This is a genomic window from Azospirillum griseum (genome assembly GCF_003966125.1).
Classification (GTDB): Bacteria; Pseudomonadota; Alphaproteobacteria; order Azospirillales; family Azospirillaceae; genus Azospirillum; species Azospirillum griseum.
In genome coordinates this window covers 78,569-99,629 of sequence record NZ_RXMA01000015.1, presented here as the reverse complement: position 1 = coordinate 99,629, position 21,061 = coordinate 78,569, and the positions used below count along the sequence as shown (strand labels likewise).

The following is a 21,061-nucleotide window of genomic DNA, read 5'->3' as shown; positions in this document are numbered from 1 at the left end:
AATTCGTAACATGCAGTCAATTCTGTATTGTATGGATTGATCTAGCCCTTCGCCCGCAAGCCAAGCCGGGCCAGCTTTTTGTAAAAGGCCGCGCGCGATACACCCAGACGGCGGGCGGCGACCTCCGCCTTGCCATCGGACAGCGCCAAGGCCCGGCGCAGCAGATCGCGTTCGAACGCGTCAAAGGCGCTGTCATAGTCGGGCAGCGCATCGGGCACAGGCGGGACCGCACCCGGCAAGGGCGTCACCTCCAATGGCAAACGGGCGGCGGCCGGGACCGGCATCGCGCCGCAACGGGCGGTGGGCAGCGCCTCGGCCAGATCCTCCACGGTCAGGCGCGGGTTGTCGGTCAGCAGACAGGCGCGCTCCAGCACGTTGCGCAATTCGCGGACGTTGCCGGGCCAGGGGTGACGGCTCAACAGCTCCACCGCCTCGGGCGTCAGGCCGCGCGCGGGCAGGCCGGTGCGGGACGCGATGTCCTGCAACACCGATTCGGCGATGGCCTCCAGCCCATGCCCCATCTCGGCCAGCGACGGCAGGCGGATCGGCAGCACGTTCAGCCGGTAATAGAGATCGGCGCGGAACCGCCCCTCCAAAATGCGCTGTTCCAAATCCACGTTGGTGGCGGCGATCACCCGGACGTCGATCTTGATCGGGCGGTCCGACCCCAGCGGCTCGACCTCCTGTTCCTGCAGGGCGCGGAGCAGCTTGGCCTGCAAGCCCAGCGGCATGTCGCCAATCTCGTCCAGGAACAGGGTTCCGCCCTCGGCGGTTTTGAACCGCCCTTCCCGCCCGCGCCGGTCCATGCCGGTGTAGGCCCCGGCGACCGCGCCGAAAAACTCCGCCTCCAGCAGCGTGTCGGGAATGGCGGCGACGTTGACGCCGACGAAGGGCCGACCGGAGCGCGCCGACAGGACATGGATGGATTGGGCGATCAGCTCCTTGCCGGTTCCGGTTTCGCCCATCAGCAGGATCGGCGCGTCGGAACGCGCCGCCAGCCGCGCCCGCCGCTTCACCTCCAGACAGGCCGGGCTGTCGCCGACGTAGCTTTGCAGGCTGTAGCGGGGCTGACGCCGCTCGTCCAACCGCCGCTTGGTCGCCGCCAGTTCGGCTTCCAGCCGCGACAGTTCGGCCAACAGCGGTTTCAACCGGTGCAGGCTGTCATACAGGACAAAGCCGACCGCCCCCACCACCGCCCCGTCATCGTCGATCAGGGGAAAGCGGGACACCACCAGCCGCTGCGCGCCGAACCGCATCAGGTCGAGCAAAATCGGCTGCCCGGTGGCGATCACCTGCCGCATTTGCGAGTTGGGGATGATCTCCTCCACCTCGCGGCCAATCGCCTGGGCCGGGTCGGCGATGCCCAGCATGCGGGCGTATTTGGCGTTGATCCAGGTGACGCGGGCGTCGCGGTCCACCGCCACCGTGCCTTCGGACTGCTTGTCGAGCGCCTCGAACAGCGACGGCATGGCGCGCCCACGCAGCGCGTCCGGCTCCACGCCGAACGCGCCGACGAAACCACGGTCAAGCCCGCCGTCGCCGGGAATCCCCGTCATCCCAGCGCGATCCGCCCCTGGGCCAGCCCACCGGCGATGCTGCCGGTGGTCGGAACCAGCGGGATCAGGCAGGCTTGCAAGGCGTGGTACAGGTCGGGCTTGCCAAAGAACGGGTTGACGGTGGGCTGCATGTCCTCGCCCAACTGGGGATGCCAGCCGCCATGCTCCCGGTCAATCAGGCGGGTGGCGCTGAAATTCCAGATCCGCCGATACCATTCCTCATAGAACGGGTCGCCGTCGGTGGCGTTGAGGAAGGCCGCCGCCCCGATGCCTTCGCAGCAGGGCCACCAATAACGCTCGCGGATGCGCGGCGATCCATCCCATTCCAGCGTGTAATAGAAACCGCCGGTCTTCGCGTCCCAGCCATCGGCCACCGCCTGCCGGAACAGGCTGGACGCAGCGCCCGGCATCCAATCCACCTTGCGGCCGCCCATCTCCCACAATTGCAGCAGCAGGCGCGCCCATTCCAGCCAATGACCGGGGGTGGTCCCATAGGGGCGGAACATCGGGCTGCCGGAATAGTCGCGGTCCAGGCTCCAATCCGTGCGGAAATGCTCGGGCAGCCGCCAATCGTTGGCCGCCGCGTGGCGGCGCACGATCAGGTCGGCGATGCGTTCGGCCCGCCGCAGATACTGGCTGTCGCCCGTTGCCTCGAACGCCGCCATCAGGGCTTCGGTCAGGTGCATGTTGGAATTCTGGCCGCGATACTGGTCGAAGCTGCGCCAATCGCGGGTGAACTCCTCCGCCACCGCGCCGTGCTCCTCCTCCCAGAACCGTTCGTCCAGGATGGTGGACACGTCGGTCAACAGCCGGTCGGCGTCGGGATGCCCGGCCAGCTTGGCGCTCGACGCCGCCAGCAGGACAAAGGCGTGGCCGTAGGCCTGCTTGGTGTCGTCGGTCGGCGCGTCGTACCCCACGCCCCAGAAATAACCGCCATGCACCGAATCGCGGTGGCCGTTCCACAGAAACTCCATGCCATGGTCGATCAGCGCGTCAGCACCGGGCCGCCCCAACAAATGCGCGATGGCAAAGCAATGGACCATGCGGGTGGTGACGTGCAGGGCGCGGCCCGGACGGGCACCCGGAACGGCACCCGGTGCCAGGGGACGCCCCTGCGAATCGAGGTCATGGAAGCCGCCCAACGGGTTGATGCTGGCCTTCTCGAAGAAGGCGAACAGATCGTCGGCTTGGCGCAGCAGCCAGGACCGATGGCTGGCCAGACTGGCCCATGCGGGGGATGTGGAAGTCAGGATGGTCACGGGCGAATGCTCCAATCGGCGCCTGTTGATGTGGGTGCGCCCGACGGTGCGCCATCCGTCCGGGGCGTTGATCCGCGCCGTTGCGTGCCTGTATCTGCGGTTGAACAGATTCGACGTCCGCCAACGGCTCCTCCCACCGCGCATAGTGGGCAACGGGTCGGGTCCCGCGCAAGCCCCACCGCATGGCACCTTTGGACGAACAGAGTCCGTTTTCTCTCATACCCCGGGCCAGGAACGCCACGGAACGAAACCTATCTTCAGGGTTTTCCTGACGAAATTTCGATGTGCAAATCCGTGCCGCCGCTTATAGACTGTTGTTTGGATAACGAAAACTTAAGGGTCAACACGCTCTACTCACAACAACAAAGCGCATGAAATTGCGTCCATCTGGGGAGATTGCAACGCTCTCGTCATGGTTGTCAGGATCGACATCGACGCGTTCCTGCTGATCGGATGGCAGCGTTCTTCTTGATCACGACATTGTCCGTTGTTTGCGGACGACACACCTTGGTTGCAGGGAACCGAGGAGCCGACCAGAAGGGGAGCCGGTAGGATGCTGAAGTTCATAACCCGAGCACTGGCCATGCGGGTGGTCATGCCCATCGCCCTGCTCGTGACCGTGATGGCCCTCATCACCGTCATCGGTGCCGCAAAGGTGAATCTGGAGGATGGCCGTACCTCGCTGGAGGATCGCGCCGACGTGACCACCAAGATCATTGCGGGTGGCCTGACGGAAGCCCTGTGGAATGTGGACAAGGACTCCGCGACCTCTCAGCTCGCCGCGCTGGCCAACGACGCCGATTACGTCAGCAGCAAGGTGGTGGATCCCAAGGGCACGGTGTTTGCCAGCCACGGCAACGCGGCGGCCAGCGGCTCCCTGATCCTGGTGCGCAAGGCCGACATCGTGCGCAAGGCCGACGGCAAGACCTCCGTTCTCGGATCGGTCGAGGTTCGCCTGTCCGCCGCCCGCGCCGAAAAGCAGGCGCTGGAGCGGGCCACGATGTTGGCCATCGCCGGATTCGCCGCTCTGGTTGTGGTCTGCGGTGTGCTGGCCTGGATCGTGCGCGGGGCCACCAAACCCATCGTTCAATTGACCGCCATCATGTCGCAACTGGCCTCGGGTGACACCACGACGGTGGTCCCCTCGCAGGACCGCAGCGACGAGATCGGCCGCATGGCCGCCGCCGTCCAGGTCTTCAAGGAACAGGGCATCGAACGCCAGCAGTTGCAAGCCGACCAGGAGCGGATGCGCCAGCGCGCCGAAAGCGACCGTCGGGCCGCCATCGCCGGGGTCGCCGACAATTTCGAACGTCAGGTCAGCTCCGTGATGGCCGAGGTGTGCGCCACCGCCAACGAGATGGGCGATTCGACCCGCCAGCTGAGCACCGCCGCCGAACGCAACGGCGAGGTCAGCCAGCGCGCCGCCGGCAACGCCGCGTCGGTGAACAGCAGCGTCGACAGCATGGCGGCGGCGGTCGAACAGCTCGCCGCGTCGATCCGCGAGATCTCCGGTCAGGCCCAACGCTCGCAGCAGATCGCCGGAGAGGCGTCGGTTCGCGCCAACCGCGCCGAAGAGCGCGTCGCCGGTCTGGTCCAGGCGGCCGACAAGGTCAACGCGGTGGTGACGCTCATCAACTCCATCGCCAGCCAAACCAACCTGCTGGCGCTGAACGCCACCATCGAAGCCGCGCGCGCCGGGGAGGCGGGCAAGGGCTTCGCGGTCGTGGCCGGTGAGGTGAAGGCGCTGGCCAACCAGACCGCCAAGGCGACCGAGGAAATCGAAAGCCAGATCCGCGCCATTCAGGAATCCACCGGTGCGGCGGCGGGCGAAATCACCGAAATCGCCAAGGTTGTCACCAGCGTCAGCGAAATCAGCGCCTCCATCGCCGCAGCGGTGGAGGAACAGAACGCGGCCACCGGCGAAATCGGGCGGGGCGTGAACGAAGCGGCGCAGGGCGTGCGCGCCCTGTTGGGCGATGTCAACGCCACCACCGCCGCCGCCGAGCAGACCGGCGACGCCTCGGGCCGGTTGAGCACGGCGATGTCCTCGCTTCAGGCCCGTGTCAACGCCATGCAGGCCCAGGTGGGTGATTTCGTCGGCTCCCTGCGCCGCGCCTGATCCCTCGGTTCCGGCTCCTGTTTGCGATCAAGGCATCGGTCTTCCGGTGCCTTGATTGTTTTCCACCGCATTTTTTCACGCAACAGCCTGTTTCCGGTGAACCAGACGGATTGCCTTAACGTATAGGGCAGTCAGGACGACACGGCGCTTGCCCAACCGCCCACGACACCGGGAACCCACACCATGATCACCGTTCATCACCTCAACAACTCACGCTCCCAGCGCATCCTCTGGCTGCTGGAAGAGATGGCCCTTCCCTACGACATCGTGCGCTACGAACGGGATCCGCAGACCATGGCGGCACCGGCCAGCCTGCACACCGTCCATCCGCTCGGGAAATCCCCGGTCATCACCGACGACGACGGGGACGGCACGGCGTTGACCATCGCCGAATCGGGGGCGATCCTGGAGTATCTGACCGACGCGCACGGCGACGGGGCTTTGCGACCACCCTCCCGAACCGCCGCCGGACGAGCCTGCACCTACTGGCTGCATTACGCCGAAGGCTCGGTGATGCCGTTGCTGTTGCTGAAACTGGTGCTGGTCCGCATGGGTGGCCCGCAAATGCCGTTCCTGCTGCGCCCGATCGCCCGCAAGATCGCCGGAGCCGTCACCGCCGCCATGGTCGCGCCCCGCTTGACCCAGCATCTTGACCATGTGGAGGCCCACCTGGCGGCCAACCCCTGGTTTGCCGGGGATCCGTTCAGCGTCGCCGACATCCAGATGAGCTTTCCCCTGGAAACCGCCGTGGCGCGGGCCGGTCTGGACGCCAGTCGCCCGCACATCATGGCGTGGCTTGACCGCATCCACGCCCGCCCGGCCTACCGCCGTGCCCTGGAACGCGGTGGCCCCTACGCCTACGCCTGATCGGGCGGCGACCGGCGCGCCGAGAACGCATGGGACGGATGCAACCGCGCTCGGGCCAATGCCCGGCGCGCCCATGTTAGGATCAATGGTTGCCCCCTGTGATCATCCCCTCACGAGACGCCGTGACCGAACCGCAGCCTTTCCGCCCCAGCCCTCAGGCATGCTGAGTCCGCCCGCGATCCTGTTGCTGGCGGCTGTCCTGGTCACGCTTTGGATCGCGTGGCGTGGTGGTCGGCTGCCGCCCTTTCCCGGGCGGATCAATTTCGTGGCCATGCAATTGTCGGCCTCCTGGTGGACAACCGCCGCCGCTTTGGAGATTGCCGCCGTCGCGCCGGACGACAAGCAATTCTGGGCGAAGATGGCCTGGGTCGGCATCGTTGGTGCGCCCAGCTTCTGGACCCTGTTCATATGGTCCTACATCCATGGTGAATTGGCTCCACGCTGGCGGCTGCTGCCCATCGGCATGGGATTGTTGACCTGGGCTGTCGCGATGACCAACGACCTGCATCGGTTGATGTATGTGTCGGCGGTGCCGATCAACGACCAGCCTGGGGCCGCGCTGGATTACACGCATGGCTTCTGGTTCTTCGCCACAACCGTCTATCTGTATGTTTTCATGGTGATGAGCGTCGTTGTCACCGCCAGCGGCATCCACCGCGCCGCCCCCGCCTATCGCGCGCATTACCTGGGCTTTCTGCTGGCGATGGCGGTTCCGTGGTTGGCCAACATCGGCTATGTCACCAACAACGTCGTTCTGTTCGATTTCGATCCCACCCCCTTCAGCTTCTTGCTGATGGGCGCGGTGTTTTACTGGCTCATCACCCGACGGCGTCTGTTCGCGCTGCTGCCGGTCGCCAACCACGCCCTGCTCGACGCAATGCCGGATCCCGTTCTGGTGCTCGATGCCGACGGGACGGTGGTGGAGGCAAACCCTGCCGCCAACGCCTTGAGCCGCAAGCCCGGCGGCGTGATCGGCGGGCGTTTGGACGCGTTGCCCGCGTTGGACGCGCTGCTGACCGGTCCAGCCCCGTTGAGTCCCGACTCCGCCGCGCGGCTGGTCGAACTGCCACGCGGTTCGGAACGACGGACGTTTGAGGTAACGGTTGTCACCCTGTCCAGCGGTGGACGCCAATCGGTCGGGCGCATGCTGCTGTTGCGGGACGTCACCCAACGCCGACGGATCGAGGCCCGGCTGGCGGAAATGGTGGATCGCCTCATCGCCGCCCGCGCAGAGGCCGAAGATCGTCTGGCAGCCGAAACGGCGGCCAAACACGCTCTGAACAGCTACCTGTCCATGGCCGCGCATGAGTTCAAGACCCCGCTGGCCATCATCGACAGCGCGGCGCAACTGTTGTCCCTGGAGGCCGAGCGCAAGGCCCCGTCAATGCTGCCCCGGTTGGACCGCATCCGGCAGGCGGTGCGGCGGCAGGTCAACCTGCTGGAAACCTGCCTGGCCGACGACCGCCTCTCCCACCCCACCGTGACCCTCCGCCGGGACACCATCGACCTGCCTGACCTGTTGCGCGACGCCGCCGATTCCGCCCCGAATCCCGATGACGGCGACCAGCCGATCCACCTTGATCTGTCCGGTTGCCCTGCGCGCATGATCGGCGATTCGACGTTGGTGGCGCTGTCGGTGCACAATCTGCTGAGCAACGCGCTCAAATACTCCCCACCCGGCAGCCCCGTGGAGTTGCACGCCACCACCCAAACCGATCCGATGGGCCGGGCGTCGCTTGCGGTGACGGTGATCGACCAGGGGATCGGCGTGCCGCCCGAGGCACTGCCCCACATCTTTGACCGATTCTACCGCGCCAACAACGCCAGCGGCGCGCCGGGGACCGGGGTCGGGCTGAACATGGTGCGCCGCATCGCCGCGCTGCACGGCGGTTCGGTTGGGGTGGAAAGCCGGGTGGGGATGGGCAGCCGCTTCACCCTGCTTCTGCCTCTGGCCCCATGCGCGCGCCTGACCGACCGCACAATGGGCAGCATGGCAGCCATCGCCGAAACGGCGGGCTGGGATCCTCCGCCACACCGATAGTTTCTTGCAAAGGGATGGTGGCGCTGGGAATAATCCGGCCCTCACCATCAGGAATTCGGCAAGATGAGCGATCACGACCCCACCGTCGTCCGACCGGTGCCCACACCACGCGTCCCTTTGGCCATTGAAGAAGTGCTGGTCGCCGCAACCATGGCGTTGGTTGCGCTCATCACGTTTGCCAATGTGGTGATGCGGTACCTGACCGACGTCTCCTTTGCCTTTACCGAGGAATATTCCATCGCCCTGATGGTCGTGCTGACCTTTTTGGGAGCCTCGGCAGCGGTCGTGAAGGATCGGCACATCCGCATCACCTTTGTTGCCGACAAGCTGTCGCCGAAGAACCGGCGGCGGGCAGAGGTGTTCTCCATGCTGTGCATGGCGGCGATGTACGGGCTGTTGGTGGTCTATGGGGCCTGGGCGACCTGGGACGATTACCGTTTCGAAGTCACCTCCCCGGCGCTGGGGCTGCCGCAATGGATCTACACCATCTGTCTGCCGGTGCTGTCGGCGGCGGTGCTGGGCCGCGCGGTCGGGCGGATTGTCCGCATCCGCCGTGGCACGGAAAAGCTGGAGGGTGAAGCGTGATCACGGCCCTTCTCTTTGGCACCTTCCTGATCATGCTGCTGGTCGGTGTTCCCATCGCAGCGGCTTTGGGGTTGGCGGGCACCGCCGCCATCGCCACCGCCCATCTCGGCATCATTTCGGTTCCGACCAGCGTCTACACCGGCATCGCCAAGTATCCGCTGATGACCATCCCGATGTTTGTGCTGGCGGGAACGATCTTCGACCGCTCCGGCGTGGCTCAGAAGCTGGTGCGCTTTGCCACCTCGATCATCGGCAATGGCCGGGGATCGCTGGCGGTCATCGCCGTGGTCGTCACCATGATGATGGGCGGCATCTCCGGGTCCGGCCCGGCCATCGCGGCGGCGGTCTGCGGCGTGATGGGGCCAAGCATGATCCGGGCGGGCTACCCCCGCCCCTTCATCGCCAGCACCATCGCCGCCGCGTCGGCCACCGACATTCTGATTCCGCCATCGGTTGCGCTCATCATCTACAGCGTGCTGGTTCCCGCCGCCCCGACCACCTCGATGTTTGCGGCGGGCATCATCCCCGGCACCCTGGCCGGTCTGGCGCTGATCGTCCCCACCTTGTGGCTGGCCCGCCGCCACAATCTGGGAACGGAGCTGTCGCACGAGCCGCGCCCCCCCTTCTGGAGCAGCCTGTGGGACGCAGCACTCGGCCTGTTCGCCAAGGTGTTGATCCTCGGCGGACTGCGTTTTGGCATCTTCACCCCCACCGAAGCGGCGGTGATCGCGGTGGCCTATGGGTTGCTGCTGGGCATGGTGATCTACCGGACCATCCGCCTGCGCGAGTTGTATTCGATGCTGGTGGAGGCGGCGGAAATCTCCGCCATCATCCTGACCGTCATCGCCCTGGCCAGCGTCTTCGGCTGGGCGTTGAGCACGCTGTCGGTGATCGACCCGATCACCCAGGGCATTCTCAACCTCGGCATCGGCGAAGGCGGGGTGATGGCTCTGCTGATCGTGCTGCTGGTCATTGTCGGCACCTTCCTGGACGGCATTTCCATCTTCATCATTCTGCTGCCTCTGCTGATCCCGATCGCCACCGCCTATCACTGGGATTTGACGTGGTTCGGGGTGATCCTGACATTGATGATCGCGGTGGGTCAGTTCACTCCACCGATGGCGGTCAATCTGATGGTGGCCTGCCGGATGACCGGCTGCACCATGGAAAGCACCGTCCGTTGGGTGATCTGGCCGCTCATCACCATGCTCATGGTAACGATCGCTGTGGTGATCTGGCCCGATCTGGCGCTGTGGCTGCCCCGGCGCATGGGGTTCTGAGGCGAAAGGCCCAATCACGGAGTCGCGACAGGCGACTCCAAGGCGCGGGCCACGTCCCGGCTGGTCAGATGCAGATTCATGGTTGGGCGCAGCCCGCAGCGGACAATCTTCGCCACCGCCGCCCGGTCAAAAGCCGGGCGGCGGGCGGCAAAAAAAGCCACACAATCGGCAGGCCGACCGCTCCACCCCAGCAGAGTGCGGAAGGCCAGCCGATGGACGGCGCACCATCCCTGATGATTGGGCGGCTGAAACACCAGGGCGTCGATGTCCGCCCGCCAGCCGCCCGAACCACCGTCCATCATCGCAACACCGTCACCCGCCCGCGACGCTGGCGGACAGGTCGGACATCAGCAAACTGAGCGCCAAGGCCGACATCACCACCCCGATCAGACTGTCGAGCACCCGCCACGCCAAGGGCTTGGCGAAAATGGGAGCCAGCAGGCGCGCGCCATAGCCCAGCGCGGCGAACCAGACCAACGACGCCGACATGGCCCCCCCGGCGAACCACAGCCGTTCGTCCACCGGATAGCGCCCGGCGATGCCACCGACCAGCACCACCGTGTCCAGATACACATGCGGGTTGAGGTAGGTGAAGGCCGCAACGGTGGCCAACGCCCGGCCCAGAGCAAGACTGGCGGCCCCCTCCGCGCTCAGGCTTTGCGCCGACAGCGCGCTGCGGAAGGCGCGAAAACCGTAATACCCCAAAAAGGCGGCACCACCATAGGCCACCCCTTGCAACAGCAACGGGCTGGACGCCACCAGCGACCCGAACCCGGCCGCACCGACGGCAATCAAAAACGCGTCGCTCAGGGCACAGAACAAAACCAGCGGCAGGACGTGGCGCTTCACCAACCCCTGACGCAGGACAAACGCGTTCTGCGCACCGATGGCAACAATCAACCCTCCGCCCAGGGAAAAGCCCTGGAACGCCACCAGAAACAAAGACGACATTGGACAACACCTCATCAATGGCCAACCGCGCAACAGGCGGCGACCAACGGTCGGAAACAGCGAGCGGCGATGGTTCCGTCAGGCTCGACGGCGGCTGCGCTTTTCCAGATGGGCGGCGACGATGAGGTCCATGAAACACAACATTCTGCGAAACAACCTGTTTCTTCTACCCGCCATCCGGCCGGTCGTCAACGCCAGCGCCCGACCGCAAGAGGCGAAGCGGTGGCAGAACGACGCAATCGAATTCTTACACCGCTGCAACACTACCGGAACCCGGCGCGCATGGTGTAATCTGGATCAACACGATGACACATCGGCAGCGGAAGAGGCGAGCGTGAGCGGAGGCGGTCCATGGCGAAGGTGACGCAGATCGTTCTTCGGATGGCCCGGAAGCTCACCGACGACATCGCGGTCCTTGGCCGTCTGCGCGCCGCCGGTCGGCCAAAAACCTTTCCCCGGTTCCGCGAGATCCGCAGCGCCTACCTCGACATCCAGGGGCTGATCTTTTCGATTCAGGAACGGTTGGAGGAGGCGGGCAACGAATTGCCGTCCAACTTTCCGCAATGGGTGTTGCGGCAAAAGCTGACCGCCATCGCCATGTTCACCGACATCAGTCACGCTTTCGTCAGCGATCCGCCCATCGCGCTCACCAGTTCCCTCGGCGCGTTCGATGTGCTGGAGGCCGAACAGAAGGCGTTCAACGAAACCCTCCACACCTTTGACACCATGCTGCTGGAAGCGGGCATCGACGACAAGACCGCCGATGAGTTGGACGCCACCCGCAGCAAGATCGAACAAATTCTGGGCATGATCGAAACCCTCCTGGTTCGCAGCCCCAAGATCCTGAAGGAATTCGAATGAAACCGGGCCGGGTGGATTCGACGACGGGCACCCAGCCGTCGCCCGCCGTCACCCCTGCCCGCGCGACCCTGACGCATCGTTTGCCGTGGCTGGTCCTGGCGGTTGGACTGGGCGTCACGCTGCTGAGCTGGACGCAGTCCGTCTCCGCGTTGAAGGAGGAAGGCGAACACCGCTTCAACCGCCGGGTGGATGAGCTGCACAACCAGCTGGCCGACCGGGTCCGGGTGTATGAACAGGTGGCGCGCGGTGCGGCGTCGGTCGTCACCGCCTTTCCCAACGTCCACCGCACGGAATGGCGGCGCTTTGTCGAGGGGTTGCGTATCCCCGAACGATACCCTGGGATCATCGCCGTGGCCTACGCCCGGGCGATCCCCGCCAGCCAAAGCGCCAATCTGATCGCCGCCATGCGTGGGGATGGCGCGGAGCATTTCCGCATCTGGCCGGAAAACGCCGGGCCGGAACGTGTGATCAACATCTTCGCCGCCCCGGCCAGTGAAGGCAATGATCGGGCGCTCGGCTTTGATATGATGTCGGAAGGGGTGCGGCGGGCGGCCATCGAACAGGCGCGCGCCAGCGGTGAACCGACGGCCACGCGCGCCATCACCCTGAAGATCGATGAGAATGGAGGCACACAGCCCGCCTTCATCCTGTATCAGGCCACTTACCGCGCCGATCACAGCACGGCAACCGCCGAAACACGGCGGGCCGCCTTCACCGGCGTGGTTCTGACCCCGGTGCGTGTGGCCCCGTTGATCGATGGCCTGTTCGACGGCAGCCCCCGCGATGTCGCGATCGAGCTGTTCGATACCCCCACCGTGGCTGTGGATGCGCCGATCCACCGCAGCGATCCGCCAAGCCGCGACACGGCTGCGTTCACCACCACCCACAGCCTGACCTTGGGCGGACAACGCTGGAGCATCCGCTACCAGAGTCGCCCCGATGCCCCGTTCAGCGGTCAAACCTGGCTGGCACACGCCACGTTGCTGGGCGGCCTGACCCTCAGCCTGGCGCTGTTCCAAATGACCCGGTCGATGGTCGCCACCCGCGCCCGCGCGCTGGTCCTGGCCGACCGCATCACCGAATCCCTGCGGCGGCAGGAGTTGGAACGGCATCAACTCTTCACCCAGGCTCCGTTGGGCATCGCCATCATCGACCGGGGCGGCGTGATCCAGGACTGCAATCTGGCCTTTGCCCAAGCCGCTGGCATGAGTCAAACCGAACTGATCGGCATTGACCTTCAACTGCGCGCAGGCGATCCGGCGACCGCTGTCGCGCTGGACGCCGCGCTGCAAGGGGGCCGGGAGCGGTTGGAGATCGACCAGCCGCTGCTTTTGGGGGGGCGTCGCGGCAATTACAGCCTGCATGTCCAACCGGTGACGTCGGACGGCGAGTTCCTCTTTGCCCTGCTCTTCGTCGAGGATGTCGGCGACAGGCGGCGGGCGGAACAGCACATCCAGTATCTGGCCCATTTCGACGCGCTGACCGGCCTGCCCAACCGCGTGCTGCTGTTCGACCGCATCGCCCAGGCGTTGAAGGAGGCGCGGCGCGACGGCGGCAAGGTCGCCGTCCTCTTCATCGACCTCGACCGCTTCAAGGTCATCAACGACAGCCTCGGCCACTCCTTTGGTGACGAGGTGTTGCGGCTGGTCGCCCGTCGCCTGCAAGGGGTGGTGCGGGAATCCGACACGGTCGGACGGTTGGGCGGTGACGAGTTCCTGATCGTCGCCCGTCAGGCCAAGGAAGCGAACGACGCGGCGCAGGTGGCGGAAAAGGTGGTGGCCCAACTGGCCAAGCCCATCGTCGTCAGCGGGCAAAGCTTCGTCGTCACCCCCAGCGTCGGCATCAGCCTGTACCCCGACGACGCGGAGGACGCGGAGGGGCTGATCCGCTGCGCCGACATCGCCATGTACAACGCCAAGGAAAGCGGGCGGAACGCCTACCGCTTCGTCACCCGCGAAATGGGGACGAAATCGCGCGACCGCATGGATCTGGAAGGCAGCCTGCGCCACGCCATCGCCGAAAACGAGCTGTTCCTGGTCTATCAGCCGCAGGTGGACACCGTGACCGGCGAGATTGTGGGGATGGAGGCGCTGGTGCGCTGGCGTCACCCGCAAGAGGGGCTGATCCTGCCCAGCCGCTTCCTGCCGGTGGCCGAGGAATCGGGTCTGATCGGACCGATGGGCGATTGGGTGCTGGCCGAGGCCTGCGCCCAAATCCGGCGCTGGAAGGACCGGTTCGGCCTGCGCATCCCGGTGGCGGTCAACGTCTCTGGCGCGCAATTCCGCGACGGGCTGCTGCCCGACAAGATCTTCCGCCTGCTCGACGCCCACGGTCTGGCCGGGCCGGAACTGGAAATCGAGGTGACGGAAGGAACCTTGATCGAAAACATCGAAGGGGCCACCGTCATCCTGAACGCGCTGAAGCGGCGCGGGGTGTTGATCGCCCTGGACGATTTCGGCACCGGCTATTCCTCCCTCAGCTACCTCCACCGGCTGCCCATCGACAAGCTGAAGATCGACCGCTCCTTCATCCACGATCTGTCGCTGGGGGTCAGCGACGCGTCGGTGCCGCGCGCCATCGTCGGGCTGGGCCGCAGTTTGGGCCTGTCGGTCATCGCCGAAGGGGTGGAGACGGAGGATCAGTTGCGCCTGCTGCGCGATCTGACCTGCGAAAGCTATCAGGGCTTCCTGTTCAGCCGCCCGGTTCCGGTGGACCAGTTGGAACCGCTGCTGCACACGCTGGCCAACCTGCCCAAAACCGTGTTCACCCCCCACCCGCCAGCAGATCCAGCGTCGCCAGCGCCATGACCTTGGCCGACTGAACCATCGCGTCGATCTCCACATACTCGTCGGGCTGGTGCGCCAGATCGAGGATGCCGGGACCATAGGCGATGCAGTCCTTCAACAGGCCGGTGCGGACGATGTGTTTCTGGTCGTAGGTGCCGGGCGACACCACCCGCTGCGCCGGGCGCGCCAGCACCGTTTCAATCGCCGCCGCCACGGCGCGGACCACCGGCGCGTTGGCGTCGGTCATCGTCGGCAGAAAGGCAAGAACCTCGCGCAGCTCATAATCGAAACCGGATCGGCAGCGCCGCAGATCCTCCAGAATGGCGACGATCTCACCGCGCACCGCCTCGGGGTCTTCCTCGATCAGGTAACGGCGGTCGATCACCATGCGGCAGCGGTCCGGGACCATCGGGCTGGGCAGCCCGTCATGGTCCTCGCGCTGGCCGCCGTGGATGGCGTTGATGTTGATCGTCGACTGCCGCGCGCCCTCCGGGACCACCGGCATCTCCGTGCGCTGGCGCGCCAGCCGGGGAATCAGCTCCTCCTCGATCCGGTGCAGCACCGCCCCCATGTGGCGCACCGCGCAATTGCCGAGAAAGGGCATGGAGCCGTGCGCCACCCGGCCCTTGGTCTCGATCTCCGCCCACCAGACGCCGCGATGGCCGACACAGACGCGGTCCACGTTCAAGGGTTCGGGAATGATGACGTGATCGACGCGCGGTTTGGAGAAATAGCCCAGCCGCGCCAAATGGCCGACTCCACCGAATCCACCCGATTCCTCGTCCACCGTGCCGGAAATCTCCAACGCCCCCGCCGCAAACAGGCCGGACTCCAGCAGCGCTTCCACCGCGATGATCGACGCGGCGATGCCGCCCTTCATGTCGCAGGCCCCGCGCCCATAGACCCGCCCGTCGCGCACCAGCCCGGCGAAGGGATCCACGGTCCAGCCCTGGCCGGGCGGCACCACGTCGATGTGACCGTTGAAATGCACGCAAGCGCCGGGCCGGGCCGCCTCGATCCGGGCGATGACGTTGGTGCGGGGGTAACGGTCGCTGTCGCCAGCGCTGCCCACCCCGCGCACATACTCCACGCCAAAGCCGCGCGCCGCCAGCCGCCGCCCGATCAGCTCGGCGCAGTCGGTGTAGGCGTCGCCGGGCGGGTTGATGGTGGGGATTTGAATCAACGCCTGGGTCAACGCGACCAGATCGTCGCGCCGCTCCTCGATCCGGGTGAACAGGGCGTCACGGGCTTGCGGTGCGCGGGCATCGGTGGGATTGGCGGTGGGCATAACGGTGGACATGGCGTCTCCCGATCGGCAACGGCGTCCTGTCAACTGTGCGCCCCGCCGGACCACCCCGTCCAGCCCACAACCATCAGACTCATGATCGTCCAGCCCTTTCCCCGTCGCACCCGCCCCGCTACAGTCCGGGTCCACCGCTTTTGCTTGACGTTTCAGGAGCCAACCGCATGACCGCCGCACCGCCCACCGGGTTCAAGCGCGCCACCGACCCCGCCATCGACCAGACGGCCATCAACCAGACCGCCGCCGCCCTGATCGCCGCCCGCCGCGCGGCGCTGGGAGCCGACTCCTTTCCCGGCGCGTTGCCGTCCGACCTCGCCACCGCCTACGCCGTCCAGAGCGCCGCCATCGCGCAATGGCCGCAGCCGGTCGCCGGGTGGAAGATCGCGCGCGTCCCGCCCGCGCTGGAAGACGCGCTGGGGACCATGCGCTACGCCGGGCCGGTGTTCGCCGAAACCGTGGTGGATTGGACCGGCGCGCCCTTGCTCCTGCCGGTGATCGCGGGAGGCTTCGGCGCGGTGGAGGCGGAGTTCATGGTCCGCGTCGCCATCGACGCCCCCGCCGACCGCATCGATTTCACCCCGGACGAGGTCGGGGCCTATGTCGGAGCCGTGCACGCGGGCATTGAGATGGCGGGCAACGCCGTCGCCCCGGTGATGACGCTGGGGCCGTTGGCCGCCATCGCGTCCTTCGGCAACAATCTGGCCCTCATCATCGGGCCGAAGGTCGCCGATGGCCTGGATGGGCTGGCGAGCGTCCAGGCCGAAACCACCATCGACGGCCAGAGCGTCGGCACCGGTCATGGCGACAAGCTGCCGGGCGGGGTCGCCACCGCCATGGCTTTCGCGCTGAACGCCACGGCCACGCTGGGGCAGCCGCTGAAGGCCGGGCAATGGGTGTCCACCGGTGCCCTGACCGGGGTGCACGCCATCGGCATCGGCCAGTCGGTGCGCATCGCCTTCACCGGCATCGAAGCGATGACCGGTGAAACCGTCGCGGCCCAACCGGCGGCCTGAGACCGCCCGGCGGGTGACGCGCGTCAGTCGGCGGTGGCGGAGGCCGTTCGGTCCGGTCGCCGCTCCGCCACCGCCGCATCGGCCTGCGGCGGGTGGGCGGCGGGCGGTCGGACGGTGGACGGGCCACCGGCGGCCATCACCAGACGGTCGCTCGCCGCCTCCAGCCGGTCCTCCAGGTCGCGCATGGCCTCCACGCGCGGCAGTCCGGGGAGAATCGGCGGCAGAAACTCCACCACCACCGTGCCGGGGCGCTTCAGGAATTTGTGGCGGGGCCAATACAGCCCGGCGTTCAGCGCCATCGGCACAATGGGAATCTTCAGGCTTTCATAGAGAACGCCCACGCCGATCCGATAGGGCGCGTAGGTTCCCACCGCCACCCGCGTTCCCTGCGGGAAGATCACGATGGGCCGCCCCTGGTCGCGCACCGGGCGGGAATTGCGGATCAGGGACTTGATCGCCGCCCCCCCGGCCCCGCGATCCACCGGGATCATCTTGGCTTTCTTCGCGTACCAGCCCCAGATCGGGATCCAGGTCAGCTCCCGCTTCAGGATCACCGCCGGGTCGCGGACGAGAAGATGCAGCTTCATCGTCTCCCACGCCGATTGATGCTTGGCCGCCAGCAGGAAGGAGCCTTCGGGGATGTGTTCGGCCCCGCGCACCTCGTAGCGGATGCCGACGATCACCCGTTCCATCCAGCCGATGGTCCGCAGATACCAGACGACGACCGCGATCATCTGCGGGCGCGGCAGCAGCAGCATCCACAGCAGGGAAAAGCACATCAACGCGGTCCAGCCATAGAACGCGATGAGAAAGAGAAGGGAGCGTAGCCAGATCATGGCGCGAACCTTGTCAGGATTCGCCCCCATTCTCAAGCGCCCCTTCGGTCGCGCCAGGGCAATCGCCTGCACGAACGATCATGGTCACGCAAGCCAGAATGACCGCTCAAAGGCTTCCAGCGATTGCCCGGCACCTGCCCCATTGGTGAATCAGTGGACTTCCGTCCCGTCATGGGTGCATTGTCCAGTGCCGTGCATGGAGTCCAGGCGGGTGACGGCCCGAACACCGCGCGCGGACGGAAGCGAGGCTGGGTGGAACCGTGATCCGTTTCGAACATGTCGGGCTGCGCTACGGCGTCGAGTCGGAGGTGCTGCGCGACATCAGCTTCACCCTGACTCCCGGCTCCTTCCATTTCATGACCGGGGCCAGCGGGGCGGGGAAATCGTCGCTGCTGAAGCTGATGTATCTGGCGCACCGGCCCTCGCGCGGGATCATCACCCTGTTCGGGCGCGACATGTCCCGCGTGACCCGGGCCGAATTGCCGGAGCTGCGGCGACAGATCGGCGTCGTGTTCCAGGATTTCGCCCTGCTCGACCATCTGTCGGCGCTGGACAATGTGGCCCTGCCCCTGCGCATGGCCGGCGCGACGGACACCGACACGGTGGAGCATTGCACCGAGATTCTGCGCTGGGTCGGGCTGGGCCACCATCTGCACGCCAAGCCGTCCACCCTGTCGGGCGGGCAGCAGCAGCGGGTGGCCATCGCCCGGTCGGTCATCAACCGCCCGCGCCTGCTGCTGGCCGACGAGCCGACCGGCAACGTCGATGACGGAATCGGCATGCGCCTGCTCTATCTGTTTGAGGAGCTGCACAAGCTGGGAACCACCGTGGTCATCGCCACCCACAACGAAACCCTGATCCGGCGCTTCAACCATCCCCGCCTGCATTTGGACGGCGGGCGGTTGCAGGTGGTTCCGGCCGCCGCCGCGCGGGGGGGCTGATCCATGGCGCTGGCCCTTCTGCGCCGCCGCCCGTCGGACATCCCGCTGGCCCGCGACCCCTCCGGTCGTTTTCTGGTCTGGATCACCGCGCTGATGGTGTATCTGGCCGGTCTGGCGCTGGCCGGGGCCTTGACCGTGTCCGACATGGCGCGGCGCTGGGACAGCGGCCTGGCCGGTGGCCTGACGGTGCAGATCGCGCCCCTGCCGACCAGCGCCAGCGCAACGCCCATGGTGCCGCCACCCGTGGCACCGCTGCCCGTGGCGCCGTTGGACGAGCGGGTGGAGGCCGCGCTGACCATCCTGCGCTCCGCCCCCGGTGTGAAATCCGCCCGCGCCCTGACCAGCGCCGACACCGCGCGCCTGCTGGAACCCTGGCTGGGGCCGGAGGCGGCGGACCCGCTGTTGCCGATGCCGCGCCTGATCGACGTGGTGACGGACGGGCCGGTGGATGTGGCCGGGCTGGTGGATCGGCTGAAATCGGCCGCCCCCGGTGCCACGCTGGACGATCACGCCGTGTGGCTGGCCGATCTGCGCTCCTTCACCGGGGCGGTGCATCTGGCAGCGCTGGCGCTGGTGGCGCTGATCGGCGGGGCCGGGGTGATGTCGGTGGTGTTTTCCGTGCGCGCCGGTCTCGCCATCCACCGCCACGTCGTGGAACTGCTGCACCTGATGGGGGCGACCGACCGCTACATCGCCCGCCAGTTCGAACGGCACGTTGTGGGGTTGAGCCTGCGCGGCGGTCTGGTCGGGTTGGGGTTGGCGGTGGCGACGCTGGTCGGGGTGCGTCACGCCGCCCACGGCCTGCGCGCCAGCCTGCTGCCCGATCTGACCCTGGCGGTCTGGCAATGGGCGGCACTGGGGCTGGTTCCGCTGGCCGCCGCGCTGCTGGCGCTGCTGACCGCCCGCTGGACGGTGCTGCGCACGCTGGAGGCGATGCCGTGAGGGGCGTGTTTGCCCTGCGCCGCGCCCGCTCCGGCCCGCTCACCCGTACGGTCCGCCGCGCCATCGCCCTGGCGCTTCTTGTGGTGGGGCTGTGGCTGGGCGGGCTGGTCTGGTTCATCGGCACGGTCCCGCGCCTGCCCCCCGACCCCGCCGACCCGACCAGCCAAAGGCCGACCGACGCCATCGTCGTGCTGACCGGCGGCAGCAACCGCCTCAGCGCCGGGTTGGAATTGCTGGCGGCGGGCCGCGCCCGCAAGCTGTTCGTCTCCGGCGTCTATGACGGGGTGGAGGTGCAGGAGCTGCTGCGCCTGTCCCGCCGCGCCCCGCGCGAGATGGAATGCTGCATCACGCTGGGCTATTCCGCCGACAGCACCATCGGCAACGCCTATGAAACCGCCGATTGGGTGCGCGACCAGGGGGTGCGGTCGCTGCGGGTGGTGACGGCCAACTACCACATGCGCCGCAGTCTACTGGAATTGTGGATGGCGATGCCGGATGTGGAGCTGGTCCCCCATCCGGTGGTCGCCCCCACCGTGCGGCTGGCCGACTGGTGGAAATGGCCGGGCAGCGCCAATCTGCTGATCAACGAATACAACAAGCTGCTGCTGACCTATGGCCGGGTGCTGATCTATCAGGCGGTGGACCGCTGACCCGTCCAACCGTCGGCTTCGCGCGGAAAACCAGGGATTTGTCCGCATGGCCGACATGCAGCGTATCCATTGTCCCCATGATCGTGGAATTGTCGCACTTTTTGGCCGCGTCCAAGGGGCACACTCACCCTCCATGACAGCGATAAATCCGTCAAGATATTGGAATAAGTGACGATTGTTGTGAATGAATAGCGCTCACCATCGGCCTGTTGCCCAAAAGTTACATCCGATGTCGGAAATGTCATGGTGACAATTATGGAATTGACCCCGCCGCTACGATGCTCATACTCTCAATTGTCTCGATTGTTCAGAGACCCGAGCGCCAAATGATGGAGGTTCCCATGCGCCGCACCGAAGTGACCCGCCCCGGCCCGTTCGCGACCGTCGCCACCGGCGTCGCCCACGCCGACACCCGCGTCACCGGCGTTGGCAAGCGTGGCGTGACCGCCCTGTTTGATTGGTTGTTGAGCATGGCGGAACGGCGTCGGCAACGGCGGGCGCTGTCCGGGTTGGACGAACATCTGCTCAAGGACATCGGCCTGAACCGGAGCGAGGTCGAGCAGGAAATCACCAAGCCGTTCTGGCGGGGTTGATCCGATGACGACGGCCAACAGCACCAGCGCGGTCGAATACGCGGTTGAACCCGATCTGACCGCCGACGCCTTCATTGATGTCCTGCACCGCTCCGGGTTGGCCGAACGCCGCCCGGTGGCGGACCGCCCACGGGTGGAAGCGATGCTCCGCAACGCCGGTCTGATCATCACCGCCCGCGTGGACGGTGCCTTGATCGGTGTTGCCCGCTCGATCACCGACTTCGTCTATTGCTGCTACCTGTCCGATCTGGCGGTTGACCGCGCGTTCCAGGGGCGGGGCATCGGCAAGGAGCTGATGCGCCGCACCCGCGACGCGATGGGGACCGGAACCATGTGCCTGCTGCTGTCGGCCCCCAAGGCCATCAGCTTTTACGAGGACGCCGGGTTGAAACGGCACGAACAGGCTTTCCTGTTCACCGACCTGCCCCCGGCGTCTTGAGCGATCACAGGCTGAACACCCCCACACGCGAACCGCTGA

The 21,061-nt window shown here is 66.5% G+C and carries 19 protein-coding genes; 13 read left to right on the top strand and 6 right to left on the bottom strand.

The window, feature by feature from the left end:
* Positions 1-41: 41 nt before the first annotated feature.
* Entirely contained in the window at positions 42-1,556 is a 1,515-nt protein-coding gene (locus tag EJ903_RS16085; RefSeq protein WP_126617239.1) for a sigma-54 interaction domain-containing protein, read from the bottom strand.
* On the bottom strand, positions 1,553-2,815 hold the full coding sequence (locus EJ903_RS16080; RefSeq protein ID WP_210211460.1) for an AGE family epimerase/isomerase: 1,263 nt from the start codon (positions 2,813-2,815) through the stop codon (positions 1,553-1,555). The genes EJ903_RS16085 and EJ903_RS16080 overlap by 4 nt, the downstream gene beginning before the upstream one ends.
* 553 nt (positions 2,816-3,368) lie before the next feature.
* On the opposite strand from EJ903_RS16080, the gene EJ903_RS16075 reads away from it, so the two are divergent.
* The 5 genes from EJ903_RS16075 to EJ903_RS16055 all read left to right on the top strand — a co-directional run bounded on the left by EJ903_RS16075 (position 3,369) and on the right by EJ903_RS16055 (position 9,707).
* Entirely contained in the window at positions 3,369-4,934 is a 1,566-nt protein-coding gene (locus EJ903_RS16075; protein WP_126617237.1) for a methyl-accepting chemotaxis protein, read from the top strand.
* 183 nt (positions 4,935-5,117) lie between these two features.
* The gene (locus tag EJ903_RS16070; RefSeq protein WP_126617235.1) at positions 5,118-5,801 is read left to right on the top strand and encodes a glutathione S-transferase family protein; all 684 of its coding nucleotides are present in this window, start codon (positions 5,118-5,120) and stop codon (positions 5,799-5,801) included.
* A gap of 160 nt (positions 5,802-5,961) precedes the next feature.
* The gene (locus tag EJ903_RS16065) at positions 5,962-7,842 is read left to right on the top strand and encodes a sensor histidine kinase (RefSeq protein WP_126617233.1); all 1,881 of its coding nucleotides are present in this window, start codon (positions 5,962-5,964) and stop codon (positions 7,840-7,842) included.
* 63 nt (positions 7,843-7,905) lie between these two features.
* Positions 7,906-8,427, top strand: a complete 522-nt coding sequence (locus EJ903_RS16060; protein ID WP_126617231.1) for a TRAP transporter small permease — start codon at positions 7,906-7,908, stop codon at positions 8,425-8,427.
* A complete protein-coding gene (locus tag EJ903_RS16055) occupies positions 8,424-9,707 on the top strand; it encodes a TRAP transporter large permease (RefSeq protein WP_126617229.1) in 1,284 nt (427 codons plus the stop codon). Before EJ903_RS16060 ends, EJ903_RS16055 begins: the two co-directional genes overlap by 4 nt.
* A gap of 14 nt (positions 9,708-9,721) precedes the next feature.
* Here the strand turns inward: EJ903_RS16055 and EJ903_RS16050 are convergent, their stop codons facing one another.
* Together EJ903_RS16050 and EJ903_RS16045 are read right to left on the bottom strand one after the other, a co-directional pair.
* On the bottom strand, positions 9,722-10,009 hold the full coding sequence (locus EJ903_RS16050) for a hypothetical protein (protein WP_246015638.1): 288 nt from the start codon (positions 10,007-10,009) through the stop codon (positions 9,722-9,724).
* Between the two features lie 10 nt (positions 10,010-10,019).
* Complete coding sequence (locus EJ903_RS16045) at positions 10,020-10,658, bottom strand: LysE/ArgO family amino acid transporter (RefSeq protein WP_126617227.1); 639 nt, start codon at positions 10,656-10,658, stop codon at positions 10,020-10,022.
* A gap of 351 nt (positions 10,659-11,009) precedes the next feature.
* Here EJ903_RS16045 and EJ903_RS16040 point away from each other — a divergent pair, with 351 nt between their 5' ends.
* Both EJ903_RS16040 and EJ903_RS16035 read left to right on the top strand, forming a co-directional pair.
* Positions 11,010-11,519: a hypothetical protein gene (locus EJ903_RS16040; RefSeq protein WP_126617225.1), complete on the top strand. Its 510-nt coding sequence runs from the start codon at positions 11,010-11,012 to the stop codon at positions 11,517-11,519.
* Complete coding sequence (locus EJ903_RS16035) at positions 11,516-14,326, top strand: bifunctional diguanylate cyclase/phosphodiesterase (protein WP_126617223.1); 2,811 nt, start codon at positions 11,516-11,518, stop codon at positions 14,324-14,326. The genes EJ903_RS16040 and EJ903_RS16035 overlap by 4 nt, the downstream gene beginning before the upstream one ends.
* On the opposite strand, the gene EJ903_RS16030 is transcribed toward EJ903_RS16035, so the two are convergent.
* Positions 14,283-15,605 carry an acetylornithine deacetylase/succinyl-diaminopimelate desuccinylase family protein gene (locus EJ903_RS16030; RefSeq protein WP_246015636.1) on the bottom strand — a complete coding sequence of 441 codons (1,323 nt, stop codon included), beginning with the start codon at positions 15,603-15,605 and terminating at the stop codon, positions 14,283-14,285. The two genes, EJ903_RS16035 and EJ903_RS16030, sit on opposite strands and share 44 nt — an antisense overlap.
* Before the next feature lie 167 nt (positions 15,606-15,772).
* On the opposite strand from EJ903_RS16030, the gene EJ903_RS16025 reads away from it, so the two are divergent.
* Complete coding sequence (locus EJ903_RS16025) at positions 15,773-16,621, top strand: 2-keto-4-pentenoate hydratase (protein WP_246015634.1); 849 nt, start codon at positions 15,773-15,775, stop codon at positions 16,619-16,621.
* A 23-nt stretch (positions 16,622-16,644) separates the two neighbouring features.
* Here EJ903_RS16025 and EJ903_RS16020 read toward each other — a convergent pair whose 3' ends face one another.
* Positions 16,645-17,457: a lysophospholipid acyltransferase family protein gene (locus tag EJ903_RS16020; RefSeq protein WP_126617221.1), complete on the bottom strand. Its 813-nt coding sequence runs from the start codon at positions 17,455-17,457 to the stop codon at positions 16,645-16,647.
* Between the two features lie 260 nt (positions 17,458-17,717).
* On the opposite strand from EJ903_RS16020, the gene ftsE reads away from it, so the two are divergent.
* The 5 genes from ftsE to EJ903_RS15995 all read left to right on the top strand — a co-directional run bounded on the left by ftsE (position 17,718) and on the right by EJ903_RS15995 (position 21,022).
* Positions 17,718-18,398 (top strand): cell division ATP-binding protein FtsE, encoded by a 681-nt coding sequence (gene ftsE, locus EJ903_RS16015; RefSeq protein WP_126617219.1) that lies wholly within the window; start codon positions 17,718-17,720, stop codon positions 18,396-18,398.
* A 3-nt stretch (positions 18,399-18,401) separates the two neighbouring features.
* Positions 18,402-19,340 carry a cell division protein FtsX gene (locus EJ903_RS16010; RefSeq protein ID WP_126617217.1) on the top strand — a complete coding sequence of 313 codons (939 nt, stop codon included), beginning with the start codon at positions 18,402-18,404 and terminating at the stop codon, positions 19,338-19,340.
* Positions 19,337-19,990 (top strand): YdcF family protein, encoded by a 654-nt coding sequence (locus EJ903_RS16005; RefSeq protein ID WP_342772176.1) that lies wholly within the window; start codon positions 19,337-19,339, stop codon positions 19,988-19,990. The genes EJ903_RS16010 and EJ903_RS16005 overlap by 4 nt, the downstream gene beginning before the upstream one ends.
* A gap of 341 nt (positions 19,991-20,331) precedes the next feature.
* Positions 20,332-20,583 (top strand): DUF1127 domain-containing protein, encoded by a 252-nt coding sequence (locus tag EJ903_RS16000; protein WP_246015632.1) that lies wholly within the window; start codon positions 20,332-20,334, stop codon positions 20,581-20,583.
* 4 nt (positions 20,584-20,587) lie between these two features.
* Complete coding sequence (locus EJ903_RS15995) at positions 20,588-21,022, top strand: GNAT family N-acetyltransferase (RefSeq protein WP_126617213.1); 435 nt, start codon at positions 20,588-20,590, stop codon at positions 21,020-21,022.
* The last annotated feature ends 39 nt before the right edge of the window (positions 21,023-21,061 follow it).

Excerpts from the sequence above, each read along its gene's own strand:
- EJ903_RS16085 (WP_126617239.1), bottom strand. The coding sequence starts at position 1,556 with ATGACGGGGATTCCCGGCGACGGCGGGCTTGACCGTGGTTTCGTCGGC.
- EJ903_RS16075 (WP_126617237.1), top strand. The coding sequence starts at position 3,369 with ATGCTGAAGTTCATAACCCGAGCACTGGCCATGCGGGTGGTCATGCCC.
- EJ903_RS16070 (WP_126617235.1), top strand. The coding sequence starts at position 5,118 with ATGATCACCGTTCATCACCTCAACAACTCACGCTCCCAGCGCATCCTC.
- EJ903_RS16065 (WP_126617233.1), top strand. The coding sequence starts at position 5,962 with ATGCTGAGTCCGCCCGCGATCCTGTTGCTGGCGGCTGTCCTGGTCACG.
- EJ903_RS16060 (WP_126617231.1), top strand. The coding sequence starts at position 7,906 with ATGAGCGATCACGACCCCACCGTCGTCCGACCGGTGCCCACACCACGC.
- EJ903_RS16050 (WP_246015638.1), bottom strand. The coding sequence starts at position 10,009 with ATGATGGACGGTGGTTCGGGCGGCTGGCGGGCGGACATCGACGCCCTG.
- EJ903_RS16045 (WP_126617227.1), bottom strand. The coding sequence starts at position 10,658 with ATGTCGTCTTTGTTTCTGGTGGCGTTCCAGGGCTTTTCCCTGGGCGGA.
- EJ903_RS16040 (WP_126617225.1), top strand. The coding sequence starts at position 11,010 with ATGGCGAAGGTGACGCAGATCGTTCTTCGGATGGCCCGGAAGCTCACC.
- EJ903_RS16035 (WP_126617223.1), top strand. The coding sequence starts at position 11,516 with ATGAAACCGGGCCGGGTGGATTCGACGACGGGCACCCAGCCGTCGCCC.
- EJ903_RS16030 (WP_246015636.1), bottom strand. The coding sequence starts at position 15,605 with ATGTCCACCGTTATGCCCACCGCCAATCCCACCGATGCCCGCGCACCG.
- EJ903_RS16025 (WP_246015634.1), top strand. The coding sequence starts at position 15,773 with ATGACCGCCGCACCGCCCACCGGGTTCAAGCGCGCCACCGACCCCGCC.
- EJ903_RS16020 (WP_126617221.1), bottom strand. The coding sequence starts at position 17,457 with ATGATCTGGCTACGCTCCCTTCTCTTTCTCATCGCGTTCTATGGCTGG.
- EJ903_RS16010 (WP_126617217.1), top strand. The coding sequence starts at position 18,402 with ATGGCGCTGGCCCTTCTGCGCCGCCGCCCGTCGGACATCCCGCTGGCC.
- EJ903_RS16000 (WP_246015632.1), top strand. The coding sequence starts at position 20,332 with ATGCGCCGCACCGAAGTGACCCGCCCCGGCCCGTTCGCGACCGTCGCC.
- EJ903_RS15995 (WP_126617213.1), top strand. The coding sequence starts at position 20,588 with ATGACGACGGCCAACAGCACCAGCGCGGTCGAATACGCGGTTGAACCC.